Consider the following 15,253-nt stretch of genomic DNA (forward strand, 5'->3'; position numbering starts at 1 on the left):
TTTTTTTACCGAACTCAACCATACTCACCCCATTTTTCGGGTTTAATGTGAAGGTAAAGAACAAGGCCAGTTCCTAGAACCAGCCTTGTCCGTTTGCCGCTTCATCGTTTTACTTGTCTGGCACTGTGATTTCGCCTTTAACGATTTTTTCCTTGAACTCATCAACCAGCTTCAGAACGTCTTCTGGAACGTTCTTCGAGGAAGTGGAAGCCAAGCCTACACCGTCTTCAGCAAGACCGAGCCATTTGATTTTTCCGCCCTCAAATTTACCTTCGGACAGGTCTTTGGATACACGGAAAACAGCTTCGTCAACGCGTTTTACCATGGAAGTGAGAGTAACCTCGTCACCGAATGTCAGGGATTGGTCTTTGTCTACACCGATTACCCAAACATCTTCGCCTTTTGCTTTGCGGTCTTTTGCTTCATTAAATACGCCATCACCTGTACCGCCGGAAGCGTGGAAGATGATGTCAGCGCCTTGGCCGTACATTTGGGAAGCAGTGGATTTGCCAAGGTCTGGCTTGTCAAATGCACCTGTGTATACTTTGATAACTTTTACGTTAGGATCGACTGCTTTTACCCCTGCTTCGAAACCAAGTTCGAAACGTTTGATAACCGGGATTTCAACGCCGCCCACGAAACCGACTGTTTTCGTTTTGGACATTTTCGCTGCCACTACCCCAGCGAGGAAGGAACCTTCGTGCTCTTTGAAGAGAACGGATTCCACGTTTGGCGCATCTACTTCTGCGTCGATGATCGCCAGTTTTGCATCTTTGTTTTCATCTGCTACTTTTTTCAGGTGGTCGCCCATCAGGAAGCCGATACCCCAAGTCAGATCCCATTTGTCTTTTACAAATTGGGTCAGGTTAGGTACGTACTCAGCATCACTGGTGGATTGCAGGTAGTTAACATTTTCTTTTGGCAGATTCAGCTCGGTTTGCAGTCGTTGCAGACCTTCCCAGGCACTTTGGTTGAAGGAGTTGTCGTTTACACCGCCAACGTCCGTAACCATACCAACTCGGATCGCTGTTTGGGCACCGCCTTCAGCGCCGCCAGTGCTTGCCTGGCCTTGTGGTTGTGCTTCTGGTTTGCTTCCGCAGCCAGCAAGAACGAGCGACAAGCTGAGTGTTGCCACAGAAAGCACGGATAGAACTTTCTTCATCTGAGATTACCCCCTGTTTTTGGTTGATGAAAATTGTTGAGTGAGGTTTCCCCCACGATTACAACCGTCTCCGCACGACGTGAAAGTGAATTTTGTCAGCTCTGAAGTAGTTATGGGAGTATAAGACAGGCTTTTCACTTTCGTCGTAATGAATCTGCTTGAGCAAGAGCAATGGTGTAGATTTGTCGCAATGCAGCAGATTGGAAACCTTTTCATTGTAGCCCATGGGTTCAATGTGAGCCACTGCATACGAAATTCGCACCCCTGTAGCGCTCTCCAGCCATTTGAAAATGGACTCCCCGCCAGCCGTGTAGCCTTCTGGCACCAAGCGCGCAGGAATACGGTCGATACAGTAGACCACGGGTTCGCCGTCAGCCGTCCGAATGCGCTCTACCTTCAGCACGCCTTCGCCCGGATTCAAGGCCAGGCTTTTCCGCTCATCGTCTCCCGCCTCGCCAAAGGACGTCTTCAGGATCATCGTTCCTGCCGTATATCCCTGGCGTTCAATTGCATCCGTCACACTAAAGAGTTCCCCAATTCCGCCTGAAAAAACAGGTTTGGAATTGATAAATGTCCCTACGCCGTGTCGACGGATGACAATTTTCTCTTCTTCCAGAAGACGGAGAGCCTCGCGAAGGGTTGCCCTGCTTACACCTAACTGCTTGGATAGTTCGGCTTCGGATGGGAGGCGTTCACCGGGACGCAATTGTCCGGTTTCGATATCACTCTTGATTTTGTCCATCACCAAGAGGAAAAGTGATCGAACATTCCCTTTGATGCTCATCGTCAATTCACTCCTGTTGTCCTTAGCCATCCCAACAGGTAGGACGTCAGACCTCTGAATCTCATGAGACGTGGTAACAACAATTTCCCTCAATCTGTTAAAAATTTTACATGAGGGTCGCCTATCATGCAAGTCAAATATTTTTTTATGCGGCCAGAAAAAATGACTTTGCCAGTGGCACGACACCAGCAAAGTCAAGGGTTTTAGGAAATGTTGGATTCTATGGAAGGACGAGGTACGCGCACCTCTCGCGGCTTGGACCCTTCGTACGGGCCGACGACTCCCTGCGCTTCCATCATGTCGATCAACCGCGCCGCGCGCGTGTAGCCTACCCGCAAACGGCGCTGCAAAAGGGATGCCGAAGCTGTTTGCGCTTCTGACACGATCTGCACAGCCTGATCGTACAGCTCGTCATCGACGACAGCCTGCTGTTCCTCCTGCACTTCACCCGGAATCATTTCCTCATTGTAGCGGGCCTCTTGCTGTTCTTTTACAAAGCGAACGACTTCCTCGACTTCCTTGTCGGAGACAAAAGCGCCTTGCACGCGAATCGGCTTGGAAGCTCCCATCGGCAAAGAAAGCATGTCTCCTCTGCCAAGCAGTTTCTCCGCTCCCCCCATGTCGAGAATCGTGCGGGAGTCCGCCATGGAGGAGACTCCGAAGGCGATGCGGGAAGGAATGTTCGCCTTGATGACACCTGTGATGACGTCAACAGAAGGACGCTGGGTGGCAATAATCAAATGAATGCCGGACGCACGCGCCATCTGCGCAAGGCGGCAAATCGCATCCTCGACTTCGCCGGGAGCGACCATCATCAGGTCGGCCAGCTCGTCGACAATGACGACGATGTACGGCAAAGGCTGCCCTTGCACCTGCGCATTGTACATCTCGATGTTGCGGCTGCCCGTTTTCGCAAACAGGTTGTAGCGCCGCTCCATCTCCGCCACGACTTTTTTCAGCGCAACCGACGCCCGCTTCGGATCTGTCACGACCGGGGCGAGCAAATGCGGAATGCCGTTGTAAACGTTCAGTTCCACCATTTTCGGGTCTACCATCATCAGCTTGACTTCATCCGGTTTCGCCTTGAACAAGATGCTCATAATCAAGCAGTTGATGCAGACAGACTTCCCGCTGCCCGTTGCACCGGCAACGAGCAAGTGCGGCATTTTCGTCAAATCGGCCACAATTGGTTGGCCGGAAATGTCACGCCCCAACGCAACGGTCAATTTGCCTGGCGCATCCTGATATTCCGGTGATTCCAACACTTCGCGAAGCGACACGACAGCGACCTCGGAGTTGGGAACCTCGATCCCGATCGCTGACTTGCCGGGAATCGGCGCCTCGATGCGGATGTCTTTGGCTGCAAGCGCCAGCGCCAGGTCGTCGGTCAAACTGACAATCCGGCTCACTTTTACCCCTGTGGCTGGCTGCACCTCGTAGCGGGTGACAGCCGGGCCGCGATGCACCTCGGAGACCGTCGCGCTTACCCCGAAGCTTTTCAAGGTTTGCACCAGCTTACGCGCATTGGAGGTGTGGTCGACATCTTTGGCCGTTCCAGTCGAACGAGGCCTGGACAGCATCTGCAAGCTCGGCAGCTCATAAGGCACGGCTGGCTGCTCTTCGCCCGTCTCCAGCGTTCCGAAAATCTCTTCCTCCCCCTCCAGGGAAAACGTAATTTCCTGCTTCGGTTGGGCGGCAACCGGCTTCGAAGTTGGCGCAGGCTCTGCCGGCACTGTCTCGTCCTCCATCGCAATCCGGTCCGCAAAATCGTGAATGACAGGAATGACCGGCTGCTCCGCTGCCTGCTCGTCAAAGCTGGCCTTGAGCTCTCGCACCGGAATCGCATCCGTGGCTGGCTCTTTTGCTTCCGCCAGCTTCTGCTTGCGCTGCTCGTCTGCTTCCTGCGCCTCTTTTTTCCTGCGCTCGCCCTCCTCCTGCATAAGCTGCACGGAGTCTTTTACCGTCTCCTTCGCTTTGTTGTAGAAAAGCGCGATCTTGTCCCGCACAACCATCAAAATGTTCACATAAGAAAGATTGAACAGAAACATAAGACCGACGAGAAACAAAAAGACGATGATTAAGCCAGTCCCGACTGTTCCGACAAGACCGTTTGTGACCGCAAAGAAAAGAGCTCCGACCATGCCTCCGCCCACTCCGGTTGTGGACACCTTTTGACTGTGGTCGAGCCAGATTCTGTCCCATGTCACCCGAATGATGCTCTGCTCGGCAAATTTGCCGTCAGCGGTGATCTGTTTGTACAAAATCAGATGATCCCACGTCAGAATCGCCACGCCGATCAGCGCAATCCCAAGCACGCGGTAGGTGAGCCGCGGCGCCCGTCTCGTAAACATCATATGCACAGCCATTCCGATCATCAGCACAGGGATGAGGAAATCCCAGGAGCCGGCAATAAAACGGAACAGAAACGCCAGAATATTTTTGCCCAGCCACCCGCTTTCCAAAAGTCCGATCAAGGACAGCACAATCATGAGCAATCCGAGCAGCTCTATTTTGATAACCGAGGCCAATGCCGCCTGTGACCGCTCTTTTTTTCTCCTACTCAATGGCACGCCTCCTTCTTGTGCTCCAATTCTATGTACCCGAATGGTAAAAAGGCAGCCGTATTTTGTTCGGCTGCTGTTCGTACGTTATTAGTATAACACAGGAAATTCATAGAAATACAGGACTTCTTAGACGAGCCATTGCGGGTGAAACTGAACTTTTTGTCCGGGTGCATAGTGTGCTTTCAAATAGTCCTGCGGGTCTGGACTTATCAGCCTGACAATACGCCCTTCGTACGGTCCTGTCCGCTCGACCAGCATGGTTGCATGGCCGTTTTTAATTTCTTCCAGCTCCTGCTTTTCCACCTGGTCCATGTTGGCAAATACCGTCTCCATCGGGATGATCGAGTAAAAAATCATTGGAGAACCTGCTCCTTCCCGTTACGCGCTTTCTCGATCAGCTCGTTCAGCTTTTTCAGCGCCTTGCCCAGACCGCCGACCTCGTCAATCAAGCCGTACTTGACAGCATCCACGCCGATGACATTGGTTCCGATGTCACGCGTCAACTCGCCTGTGCGCGTCATCAACTCGCGGAACTTTTCTTCGGTAATGTTGGAGTGACGGGCAATAAAGCTGACGACGCGATCCTGCATCTTGTCCAGATATTCAAACGTTTGCGGAACGCCGATCACAAGTCCAGTAAGCCGGATCGGATGAATTGTCATCGTGGCGGTTTCCGCAATAAACGAATAATTACCGGCAACCGCGATCGGAACGCCAATGCTGTGGCCACCGCCCAGGACGAGGGTGACGACAGGCTTGGACATCGAAGCCACCATTTCGGCAATCGCAAGCCCCGCTTCCACGTCTCCGCCCACCGTGTTCAAGATGACGAGAACCCCTTCGATCTTGCTGTTTTGCTCGGCTGCAACCAGTTGCGGGATGAGGTGCTCGTACTTCGTGGTCTTGTTTTGCGGGGGCAGTTGAATATGTCCTTCTACTTGTCCGATGATCGTCATACAATAAATATTGCTTTCCAATTGCGGAACATTTGTCTGTCCCAATTGGCTGATCGAGTCCAGCAGCTTTTTCTTCGGATCTTCCTGGGCTGGCGCTTCCGACGGCGGCGAAGCAGCAGGCTCCTGCCCCCCAGGAGGCGAGCCTTCGGGTGCAGCGCCTTTGTCGTTGTTCGTCAATGCGCTTGTAAAAGGCAGCTTATTTAAAAATTGGTTGTAAGGTTGCTTCGACATGGATGATCCTCCCTCACTTTCCTCTGTAGTATGGATAGCAGATGGTGAAATCATGCGCAGCGAAGCACCAAAAAAGCCAGGAACCCCGTTGTTCTTTCAGGATTCCTGGCTCTTTATTCGTGCCTTACACTTCCATGATAATCGGCAGGATCATCGGACGGCGACGAGTTTGCTCGAACAAATAACGTCCCAATGATTCTTTTACGTTGTTTTTGAGGGATGACCATTCATTTACATTTTCTTCCATGCACTTGACAAGTGTTTGGGTCACTATGCGATTCGCTTCATCCAGCAGTTCCTCGGATTCACGCACGTAGACGAAACCGCGAGAGATGATGTCTGGACCAGACAGAATCGTGCCATTTTGTTTGCTGAGTGTAACGACAACTACCAGTATGCCATCTTGGGAAAGCAGTTTGCGATCTCTAAGTACGATGTTTCCAACATCACCGACACCCAGGCCGTCAATCAGGACATTGCCTGCGTGGACTTTCGGGCCATAACGCGCCCGGCCTCCGGAGATTTCCACCGTGTCGCCGTTATCCAGCAAAAAGATGTTCTCCTCGGGAATGCCCACCTGTTCAGCCAGCAGCGAGTGCATTTTGAGCATCCGGTATTCGCCGTGAATGGGAATAAAGTACTTAGGCTTCATTAAATTCAGCATCAGCCGCAGTTCTTCCTGGCTGCCATGACCGGAGACGTGGACGGTTCCGTTGGGTCCATGGCCGCCGTAAATCACTTCAGCGCCAATTCTCGAAAGCTGGTCAATCGTGCGTGCGACGTACTTTTCATTTCCCGGAATCGGGGTCGCCGCAATAATGACCGTATCTCCTGGAAGGATGTCAATTTTCCGATGGGCGGATCGGGCCATGCGTGTGAGCGCAGACATTGGCTCTCCTTGACTGCCAGTAGATAAAATAACGACTTGCTCAGCGGGCAACTTGTTGATTTCGTCGCTCTCGACAATCAAACCTTCCGGAACGAACAAATACCCCAGTTCTCTGCTGATATTGATGACGTTTTGCATGCTCCGGCCGACGACCGTCAGCTTGCGGTTGAACTGCACGGCAGCATCCACAACTTGCTGGATGCGGTGTACGTTCGACGCGAAGGTAGAGACGACGATTCGCCCCGTTGCCTTGCTAAAGACGTCTTTGATCGCAGCGCCTACAGAGCGTTCCGATCCGGTAAATCCGGGACGTTCCGCATTCGTACTGTCAGACAGCAAGCACAAAACACCCCGATCGCCAATCATGGCCATTTTTGCCAGATCGGCAGTCTGGTTGTTGATCGGTGTTTGATCGAACTTGAAGTCTCCTGTGTGGACGACGTAGCCTTCAGGCGTTTCCAGGCATACTCCCACACAATCCGGAATACTGTGGTTCACCCGGAAGAAGGTCGCTTTCATGCTTCCCAGGACGACCTCTGAATCGCTGTTAATCAATACGCGCTTCGTCTCGTTTAGAATACCCGCTTCTTTCAATTTTGCATCAATCAGGCCAAGGGTAAGTTTTGTCGCATAGACCGGGACTTTCAAATGCTTCAGCACATAGCTGAGGCCGCCGATATGGTCTTCGTGTCCATGCGTGATAATGATACCCCGAACTTTGTCGCGGTTCTCCTCCAGGTAGGTGATGTCCGGAATCACCATGTCAATTCCCAGCATTTCCTCTTCCGGGAATTTCAATCCGGCATCAATCACTACGATGTCGTCCCCGCTTTGTACCACGTACATATTTTTCCCAATCTCGCCGACTCCGCCCAGGGCGAAAATGAGAACAGAGTGATTCGACTTTGCCAAACGTGTAACCTCCTATATTTAGTTGTCATGTCCACTCAAAAAAAACCGCCCCAAATCACTTGTTTTCATTATACCCGAAGTGAAAACCTGAACACAAGGAAAAAGAGCCATCCCACTGTGGAATGGCTCTCCCGTCTTGTTCTTTTTGTCACTAGGCAAGCAACGAGTGAACAAACGCTTTTTCCTGCTCATTCAGCTCCACCAATGGCAGGCGTACTCCCCCCACCGATACACCGAGCTTTTCCAAAGCGACTTTGGTCGGTCCTGGACTCGGGTACGCGAACAGGCCTTCGAACACAGGCATCAGCTTGCGGTGGATGCTCGCCGCTTCCGCATGTTTGCCCTGGAAAAAGGCGTCCATCATCTCGGTCATTTGCTTGCCGACAACATGGCTCGCCACGCTGACAATGCCTACTCCGCCAATCGACAGAATCGGCAAGGTCAGACTGTCGTCACCGCTGTACAGCTCGAAGCCTTCCGGAGCATGCTCGATAATTTGCGCCATCTGACTCAGATTGCCGGATGCTTCCTTGATGCAAACGACGTTCGGCAACTGCGCCAGGCGCAAGGTCGTCTCTGCCGTCATGTTGACGACCGAACGGCCGGGTACGTTGTACAGCATGACAGGGAGGTCCGTAGACTCTGCCAGTGCTTTGAAATGAGCGTACAGACCTTCCTGGGACGGTTTGTTGTAGTAAGGAGCCACAACCATGACCGCGTCTACGCCAATGGACTGAACCGCCTGCGTGAACTCGATGCTGGACGCTGTATCATTGCTGCCTGTTCCGGCGATAATGTGGCACTTGCCTTTTGCATACGCGACTGCGTGGCGAAACAGTTCCAGCTTCTCCGCGCGGGAGAGCGTCGGCGATTCACCAGTCGTTCCGCTCAGCACAATCCCTGTCGTCCCATTTGCGATCAGGTGATCGATCAGGCGCTCCGTTTTCTCGAAATCAATCTGCAATTGTTCGTTAAAAGGCGTTACCATCGCGGTAACCAGTCGACCAAAACGTGCCACTAGCATTCCAACTCCTCTTGTTGTAATCAATAGGCATCAAAAAAATGAAAATAAGAGCGCTCACATATGGTGGGCATGCAGATTGAACTGTTGATGAAGGGCACGTACCGCCCGCACCATATCTTTCTCATGCACCAAAACCCATATGGTCGTATGGGAGTCGGCCGACTGCAAAATCTGAATGTCTTCTTGCGTCAAAGCCTCCACAATTCTTGCCATGACGCCCGGCACCCCTGTCATTCCTGCCCCGATGACGGAAACTTTCGCACAGTGCGGCAACAGCTGCGGCTCGTAGCCCATATCCGTCAGCAACTGCGCTGCTTTTGGTCCCATCTCATCATATACCGTGTAAGCAACCCCCAAAGGATTCACGTTGATGAAATCGACACTGATGTTATTCGTTGCCATCGTTTTGAATACTTGCAGCTGTGTATCGTATTGCCCTTCCTTGTTGGCTACCTTGATCTGGGTAATATTCGGCACATGGGCAATCCCCATGACGACCCTGTCCTGCACCGAATACCCCTTTTTGCCGATCTCCAACATGGTCGTCACAAGTGTACCAGGGTCGTCCGAAAACGTAGAGCGAACGCGAATCGGCACGTTTGCCTGCATCGCGATCTCTACCGCTCGCGGATGAATCACTTTTGCTCCCAGGTGAGCCATGTTGCAAATTTCGGTGTACGTCACCATTTCGAGCGGCTGCGCTTCTTCGACAATGCGCGGGTCCGCTGTCATGATGCCTTCCACATCGGTAAAAATGTCTACCATTTCAGCGCGCAGGGCAACGCCGAGAGCTGTAGCTGTCGTATCGCTGCCACCGCGTCCCAGCGTCGTAATTTCCCAATCCGCCGTCCGGCCCTGAAAGCCGGGAACGATCACCACCTGGCCTGCTTGCAGGTCTTGCAAAATACGGCTCGGGTCGATCGACATGATTTGCGCATTGGTAAAATCGTCACTCGTCACGATATTCGCCTGACCGCCCGTCAGTATCGTTGCCTTGATCCCGCGGGAATTCAGCATGCTGCACATGACAGTAGCCGAGATGATTTCCCCGGTATGCATCAGCATATCCATCTCGCGACGAGGCAGTTGATTCCCGTTGTTGCGAATCAACTGCAAAAGTGTATCAGTTGCGTACGGATCGCCTTTTCGCCCCATAGCCGATACGACAACGACGAGAGCATAACCTTCGTCGAGCGCTTTTTCTATATGGTAGATTGCCCTCATCCGGCAATCTTCCGTCGTCAGGGAAGAACCACCGAACTTCTGGACGAGAATCTTCACAAACCTCTCCCCTATGCTCTTGCTTTGATGAGTTCTTCAGCGATTTGTACTGTATTCCATGCTGCACCTTTGAGCAGGTTGTCAGAAACGATCCACATATGCAGTCCTCTAGGATGATGGAGATCACGACGCAAGCGGCCGACGAACACATCCAGCTTGCCGGTAGCATCCGTAGCCAGCGGATACTGCTGTTCTTGCGGCGCATCTACCACCACAACGCCTGGAGCATTCTCCAGGAGAGCTCTTACCTCGTTCAAGTCGTAATCCTGTTTCAATTCCACGTAAACGGACTCACTGTGTCCGTAAACGACCGGAATGCGTACGCATGTAGCAGAAACCTGCACAGTGTCATCACCGAAGATTTTTTTGGTTTCATTGACCATTTTCATCTCTTCGTAAGTAAAGCCGTTGTCCGTAAACACATCAATTTGCGGAATCGCGTTGAAAGCAATTTGATGGTGAACAGGCAGCTTTCCTACAGGCAGGACACGGCATTCTGCTTCTTTTCCGTCCAGCACGTCACGGCTCTGGTCGAGAAGCTCGTTGATTGCGGACTGTCCGGCACCAGACACTGCCTGGTAGGTAGAAACGATAATACGGTCTATTCCAAAACGATCATACAAGGGTTTCAGAGCGGCTACCATCTGAATGGTAGAGCAGTTCGGATTCGCAATGATTCCTTTATGAGCGAGAGCGGCGTCCATGTTCACCTCTGGCACAACGAGAGGCACATCCGGGTCCATCCGATATGCGCTGGTGTTGTCGATCACGATGGCACCGTGACGCACAGCGTGCGGGGCCAGTTCCTTGCTCACGCTTCCTCCCGCGCTGAACAGGGCAAAATCGACGCCGGCAAAGCTCTCAGGAGTAGCTTCTTCCAGGACAACTTCCTGTCCCTTGAACGTAACTGTCTTGCCCGCAGAGCGTCCGGAAGCCAGCAGCTTGAGCTGTTTAATCGGGAAGTTGCGCTCTTCCAGCAAGCGAATCATTTGTTGTCCGACTGCACCAGTCGCACCGACTACTGCTACATTGTAAGTCAGTTGGTTAGCCATCTCTTACTCTCCTCCTAATCGCGAAAAGCAGGTGAAATTGTTTTTTTTGTGTTTGGTTTAGTAGTTGAATCTTTCGATGAGCAAGGGTTGCAATTGCCTACCTTCCAGTGCTGCTTCGCACGTTTCCAAGAGCAGATCCATGCGGGCAACGAGCGAGTTTGGCTTTTTGTCCGGAGCATCCTGCCCGAACGGCACGAAATAGATATTCTTCGCCGCCAACAGCTTGGCAATATTGGCAGCGTTTAATCCCAGACCATCATTGGTGGAGATTGCGATGACAAGCGGTCGCAAATTGCGCATGGTCGCCTTGGCCGCCATGAGTACGGCGCTGTCGGTGATCGCATTTGCCAGCCGGCTGGTCGTGCTGCCTGTGCATGGCGCAATCACCATAACGTCCAACAATTTTGAAGGTCCCAAAGGTTCTGCCTGGGGAATCGTCGAAATCAGTTCCTCCCCTGTCAAATCCTTGAGCTGCTGCTGCCAGCTCGCCGAGGTTCCAAAGCGGGTGTCGGTCGTCATGACCGTATGCGAAACAATGGGAATCACTCTCGCTCCGGCGTCCACCATCCGCTTGATTTGCGGCATGGTTTCTTCAAAAGTGCAGTGCGATCCTGACAATCCAAAACCAATGGTCTTTCCCTGCAGCTTGCTCATGTTGACTCCCCCCTGGTTATCCTTTGCTCCGCAATGAGACGCGATAAAGTCTGGGCCAAAATCTGCCCTGCGGTTTTCGGTGCAACGATTCCAGGCAATCCGGGAGCGAGAAGCGCTTTGATGCCTCGTTTTTCGGCGTATCGAAAATCTGTCCCTCCCGGCTTGGAGGCAAGATCGAGAATAAACGCCGATTGCGGCATTTGCGCAATGATCTCTGCTGTGAGGATTAGCTGCGGGACGGTATTAAAAATGAAATCAGCATTCGTGACTTGTTGCTTTAGCTCACTGATCGGGAAGGGAGTCAATCCCATCTCATAGATGCGTGCCAAGTGTTCCTGACGCCTAGCCCCCACTCTGACGCGTGCTCCCAGTGCATGCAGGGCCCGGGCCATAGACAAACCTGTTCGACCTAATCCCAAGACGATTGACTGCGATCCATGAATCGTGATATCCGTATTTTGAATCGCCATCATGAGCGCTCCCTCCACCGTCGGGATGGAGTTGTAGATGGCTACGTCATCGCGATCCAGCAGCTCTACGAGAGGAATCTGCTTGGATGCCAACAGGTTTTTCAGGTAAGTTTTTGCCATTCCCGTATATACCACACAATGCTTCGGCAAGCTTTCCACGTGTTGATCCAGAAGCTGCAATGGTTTCGAGCAAAAGATGCTTTCCACAAAGCCTTGGTCATCGGTCCCTACGATGGGCAGGATGAGGGCGTCCACGTCTTTCAGCACATCGCATGTTAATGGTCTCTTCGTTGCCCCTGTAAAATTGCTTTCCAGGTTGTCGAAGCCAACTAACGTGACACTGGCGTCCAGTTGAATGCATCGCTTGATGACTTCCAACTGGCGAGCGTCTCCGCCAATGAAGGCAACATGTATGCCCGTTAGCATGCTGCGTTCCCCTTTCCAAACATTTTACTGCAATAAATGATCGGAACGCAAAGGTTTTCCTCTTGAAAAAGTTGACGGAAATCCATGCGGTCTATCCCTATCCTATTCGACTCCCGCTCCTTCGGTGACACCCGCGCCTACTTTTGCGTAGCCTGTGTCTCTTCCTGTGCAAGCGAAATGATGACCATGTCCGGGCCGATTGTCACAATCGAGCTCCACGGGATAATCAGGTCCTCCCGTTTTTTCCCGAAGCCAAAGAAGCTGCCGCCGGGCAAGATGATCGACTGAATGACGCCGCTTTCCGGATGAATGATGAGGTCGGAATCGCTGATGACCCCCATTTTCTCACCGTTGTCCAAGCCGATGATTTCCTTCCCGCCCAGTTCGCTAAGCCGCATGCCACTGGCCCCCTTTGTCCTTGTTTGCGTTACTGTTGATATACGCAAAAAAATCCGGGCTATGCCGGATTTTTCACGTAAGAGAGCTATTAGAGCAAGATATCGTTTTTCACATTGGACGGGTATCCGTCCAGCGGGCTTACCATCGCCATCGCCAGCTTCGAGCGGAACAGCTCTTGCGCTACGGCCAAAACCGATTCATGCGAGACGCGGTCGATTTTCGCGATAATTTCATCCAGGGTGAGATGGCGCTCCAACAGCAGCTCATTTTTCCCGATGCGGCTCATCCGGCTGTTGGTGCTCTCCAGGCTCAGCATGAGGCTGCCTTTCAGCTGTTCCTTCCCTTTTTTCAACTCCTTGTCGGTGATGCCGTGATCGGCGACATCGCGCAAGACGTTCGTCACAATATCAAAAACCTGTCCGACGTGCTCAGGCGCCGTTCCGGTATAGACAGTGAACGTGCCCGCTTCCTTGTAGGAAGAATGGTACGAGTAGACCGAGTAGGCCAGTCCCCGTTCCTCGCGAATTTCCTGGAAAAGACGTGAACTCATGCTGCCTCCCAGGACGTTGTTCAACAAAATGAGCGAGTAAACATCCGGATGTCCGACCTTGAAGCCTGGCAGCGACAGGCACAAATGCGCCTGTTCGGTCGACTTGGTGTGCGCAATGGCATTGGCCGCAAACACTGGCTCGGCCAATGGCGCGAGCTTGCCTGACCGTTGGAAGCCGCTGAAACGCTTTTTGATCTCTTCGATCAGGCTGTCGTCAAAATTGCCCGCTACCGTCACGACCGTATTCGTCGGGAGGTAGTGCGTGTCGATGTACCCAAGCAGATCATCGCGCTTCAGACTGCGCAGGACGTCCTCAGTTCCCAAAATCGAATAACCGAGCGGATGCGTGCTGTAGGCCGCGCGGGCGATCAAATCATGGACGAGATCATCAGGCGTATCTTCGTACATGTTGATTTCTTCGATGACCACGTTTTTTTCCTTTTCCAGCTCTTCTGCATCGAAGACGGAGTGAAAGTACATATCCGCAAGCACGTCCAGCGCGATCGGCGCGTGCTGGTCGAGCACTCGCGCATAGTAGCAAGTATATTCCTTGGAAGTAAAGGCGTTTACGTTTCCCCCGATCTCGTCAAAGGTCTCCGCAATTTCTTTTGCAGACCGTGTACTCGTCCCTTTAAAAAACATATGTTCGAGAAAATGCGAAATGCCGTTGTTTTTCTCGTTTTCATATTTCGAACCGGTCCCCACCCAGATGCCTAGCGCAACAGAGCGAACAGACGGAATGCGTTCCGTCACAATTCTAAGACCGTTATCACACGTATGGCGTTGTATCACACAAATCCTCCTTGGTTCATCATCTCTCTAGCGCAAACTATCGGGAAGTGATTGTAAACACGTCTAACTATAACAAACTTCTTTTGACTCCACAATAAATGAACGTGTTTTCGCGTCATGGCAGTCGCCTGCTTGAGATGAGTTCGGATACCGTAACCGGATGCAATCCCTTTTGCCTGGCAATCGTGAGCAGTTGGTCAAGACTCGCCTCCGAGGCCGCTGTCGGGTGCATCAGCACGAGGACGCCGTTGCCCATCAAGCCGCTGATTTTTTTGATGACAGCGCTTGGTGAGGGCTTTTTCCAGTCGACGGTATCTGCCGTCCACATGATCGTTTTCAGTTGGTAGGAGGAGTGTGCAATTTGCACGACCTGCTTGTTGTACGATCCCGAAGGCGGGGCAAACAAGACAGGCTTGATGCCCAGCGTCTTGGAAATGACTTCCTGTGTGCGGCTGATCTCCTGGTGGATGCGCTGCGTTCCGAGTGTACTCATGTCGGGATGCGAGTAGGCATGGTTGCCGATTTCATGGCCGCGGGCGGCAATTTTTTTCGCCTCTTCCGGATAGCGCTTGACCCATGAGCCATCCAGAAAAAACGTCGTCTTCACTTTGTGCTTATCCAATGTATCCAGCATGGAATCCAGGTATTCGTTTCCCCAGGCTACGTTAATCATGAAGGAGATGGCCGGCTTTTTCGGGTTTCCCCGATAGATGGGCTGCGCGCCCAACTGTTCAAGCGAAACCGCTGGCGGGACTTCCTTGTACACGAGCATTTCCGGTCCTGCCACTCCGGAAGCGAGCATTTTTTCCACCGACGCTTCCACGTCCACGATGCGTCCGTTGTAGCCGGGAATCGCTTTCCACGTCTGATCCACGACCGCATCGACAGGCGCTTCCTCATGACCTTCCTTCCACTTCTCAATCTGCGCTCGCAACCGTTCTTTTTCATCCAGAATTTTTTCTGCCGTCACGACCTGATCGTTTTTGACGAGGCTGATGTATTGGTGAATCGGCTGGTATTGAAGCAGCATCGCTATCGCCGCTGTGACAAAGACCGTAACCCACAGCCTCCGCTTTCTTTCCGCCATTGTGGAGCCAGCCCTCCTCT

The 15,253-nt window shown here is 52.3% G+C and carries 14 protein-coding genes; all 14 read right to left on the reverse strand.

The features are described 5' to 3' along the window. Positions 1-109: 109 nt before the first annotated feature. The 14 genes from AAFJ72_RS12540 to AAFJ72_RS12605 all read right to left on the reverse strand — a co-directional run bounded on the left by AAFJ72_RS12540 (position 110) and on the right by AAFJ72_RS12605 (position 15,233). A complete protein-coding gene (locus AAFJ72_RS12540) occupies positions 110-1,162 on the reverse strand; it encodes a BMP family ABC transporter substrate-binding protein (protein ID WP_432774202.1) in 1,053 nt (350 codons plus the stop codon). A gap of 58 nt (positions 1,163-1,220) precedes the next feature. Then, complete coding sequence (locus AAFJ72_RS12545; protein ID WP_432774203.1) at positions 1,221-1,946, reverse strand: GntR family transcriptional regulator; 726 nt, start codon at positions 1,944-1,946, stop codon at positions 1,221-1,223. A gap of 203 nt (positions 1,947-2,149) precedes the next feature. Beyond that, on the reverse strand, positions 2,150-4,516 hold the full coding sequence (locus AAFJ72_RS12550) for an FtsK/SpoIIIE family DNA translocase (RefSeq protein ID WP_122903433.1): 2,367 nt from the start codon (positions 4,514-4,516) through the stop codon (positions 2,150-2,152). A gap of 120 nt (positions 4,517-4,636) precedes the next feature. Next, positions 4,637-4,867, reverse strand: coding sequence for a YlzJ-like family protein (locus AAFJ72_RS12555; RefSeq protein WP_122903432.1), 231 nt, complete (start codon positions 4,865-4,867; stop codon positions 4,637-4,639). Then, positions 4,864-5,697 carry a ClpP family protease gene (locus AAFJ72_RS12560; protein ID WP_122903431.1) on the reverse strand — a complete coding sequence of 278 codons (834 nt, stop codon included), beginning with the start codon at positions 5,695-5,697 and terminating at the stop codon, positions 4,864-4,866. Before AAFJ72_RS12560 ends, AAFJ72_RS12555 begins: the two co-directional genes overlap by 4 nt. A 124-nt stretch (positions 5,698-5,821) precedes the next feature. Continuing rightward, complete coding sequence (locus tag AAFJ72_RS12565; RefSeq protein ID WP_122903430.1) at positions 5,822-7,498, reverse strand: ribonuclease J; 1,677 nt, start codon at positions 7,496-7,498, stop codon at positions 5,822-5,824. A gap of 151 nt (positions 7,499-7,649) precedes the next feature. Then, positions 7,650-8,516 (reverse strand): 4-hydroxy-tetrahydrodipicolinate synthase, encoded by an 867-nt coding sequence (dapA, locus tag AAFJ72_RS12570; RefSeq protein WP_432774204.1) that lies wholly within the window; start codon positions 8,514-8,516, stop codon positions 7,650-7,652. A gap of 60 nt (positions 8,517-8,576) precedes the next feature. Next, positions 8,577-9,803, reverse strand: coding sequence for an aspartate kinase (dapG, locus tag AAFJ72_RS12575; RefSeq protein WP_122903428.1), 1,227 nt, complete (start codon positions 9,801-9,803; stop codon positions 8,577-8,579). Between the two features lie 11 nt (positions 9,804-9,814). Next, positions 9,815-10,855 (reverse strand): aspartate-semialdehyde dehydrogenase, encoded by a 1,041-nt coding sequence (locus AAFJ72_RS12580; RefSeq protein ID WP_122903427.1) that lies wholly within the window; start codon positions 10,853-10,855, stop codon positions 9,815-9,817. A 57-nt stretch (positions 10,856-10,912) separates the two neighbouring features. Further along, on the reverse strand, positions 10,913-11,509 hold the full coding sequence (locus AAFJ72_RS12585) for a dipicolinate synthase subunit B (RefSeq protein WP_122903426.1): 597 nt from the start codon (positions 11,507-11,509) through the stop codon (positions 10,913-10,915). Continuing rightward, positions 11,506-12,405 (reverse strand): dipicolinate synthase subunit DpsA, encoded by a 900-nt coding sequence (gene dpsA, locus AAFJ72_RS12590; RefSeq protein ID WP_122903425.1) that lies wholly within the window; start codon positions 12,403-12,405, stop codon positions 11,506-11,508. The genes AAFJ72_RS12585 and dpsA overlap by 4 nt, the downstream gene beginning before the upstream one ends. 137 nt (positions 12,406-12,542) lie before the next feature. After that, positions 12,543-12,803, reverse strand: coding sequence for a YlmC/YmxH family sporulation protein (locus AAFJ72_RS12595; RefSeq protein ID WP_122903424.1), 261 nt, complete (start codon positions 12,801-12,803; stop codon positions 12,543-12,545). 89 nt (positions 12,804-12,892) lie between these two features. Continuing rightward, positions 12,893-14,146 (reverse strand): M16 family metallopeptidase, encoded by a 1,254-nt coding sequence (locus tag AAFJ72_RS12600; protein WP_432774205.1) that lies wholly within the window; start codon positions 14,144-14,146, stop codon positions 12,893-12,895. Between the two features lie 115 nt (positions 14,147-14,261). After that, complete coding sequence (locus AAFJ72_RS12605) at positions 14,262-15,233, reverse strand: polysaccharide deacetylase family protein (RefSeq protein WP_432774206.1); 972 nt, start codon at positions 15,231-15,233, stop codon at positions 14,262-14,264. Between the last annotated feature and the right edge of the window lie 20 nt (positions 15,234-15,253).

It is taken from the genome of Brevibacillus gelatini, assembly GCF_050920745.1.
GTDB classification, from domain to species: domain Bacteria; phylum Bacillota; class Bacilli; order Brevibacillales; family Brevibacillaceae; genus Brevibacillus; species Brevibacillus gelatini.

What these genes read in the sequence shown, in the direction of transcription:
- AAFJ72_RS12540 (WP_432774202.1), bottom strand. Translation starts at nt 1,162, where the DNA reads ATGAAGAAAGTTCTATCCGTGCTTTCTGTGGCAACACTCAGCTTGTCG.
- AAFJ72_RS12545 (WP_432774203.1), bottom strand. Translation starts at nt 1,946, where the DNA reads ATGAGCATCAAAGGGAATGTTCGATCACTTTTCCTCTTGGTGATGGAC.
- AAFJ72_RS12555 (WP_122903432.1), bottom strand. Translation starts at nt 4,867, where the DNA reads ATGATTTTTTACTCGATCATCCCGATGGAGACGGTATTTGCCAACATG.
- AAFJ72_RS12560 (WP_122903431.1), bottom strand. Translation starts at nt 5,697, where the DNA reads ATGTCGAAGCAACCTTACAACCAATTTTTAAATAAGCTGCCTTTTACA.
- AAFJ72_RS12580 (WP_122903427.1), bottom strand. Translation starts at nt 10,855, where the DNA reads ATGGCTAACCAACTGACTTACAATGTAGCAGTAGTCGGTGCGACTGGT.
- AAFJ72_RS12585 (WP_122903426.1), bottom strand. Translation starts at nt 11,509, where the DNA reads ATGAGCAAGCTGCAGGGAAAGACCATTGGTTTTGGATTGTCAGGATCG.
- dpsA (WP_122903425.1), bottom strand. Translation starts at nt 12,405, where the DNA reads ATGCTAACGGGCATACATGTTGCCTTCATTGGCGGAGACGCTCGCCAG.
- AAFJ72_RS12595 (WP_122903424.1), bottom strand. Translation starts at nt 12,803, where the DNA reads ATGCGGCTTAGCGAACTGGGCGGGAAGGAAATCATCGGCTTGGACAAC.
- AAFJ72_RS12605 (WP_432774206.1), bottom strand. Translation starts at nt 15,233, where the DNA reads ATGGCGGAAAGAAAGCGGAGGCTGTGGGTTACGGTCTTTGTCACAGCG.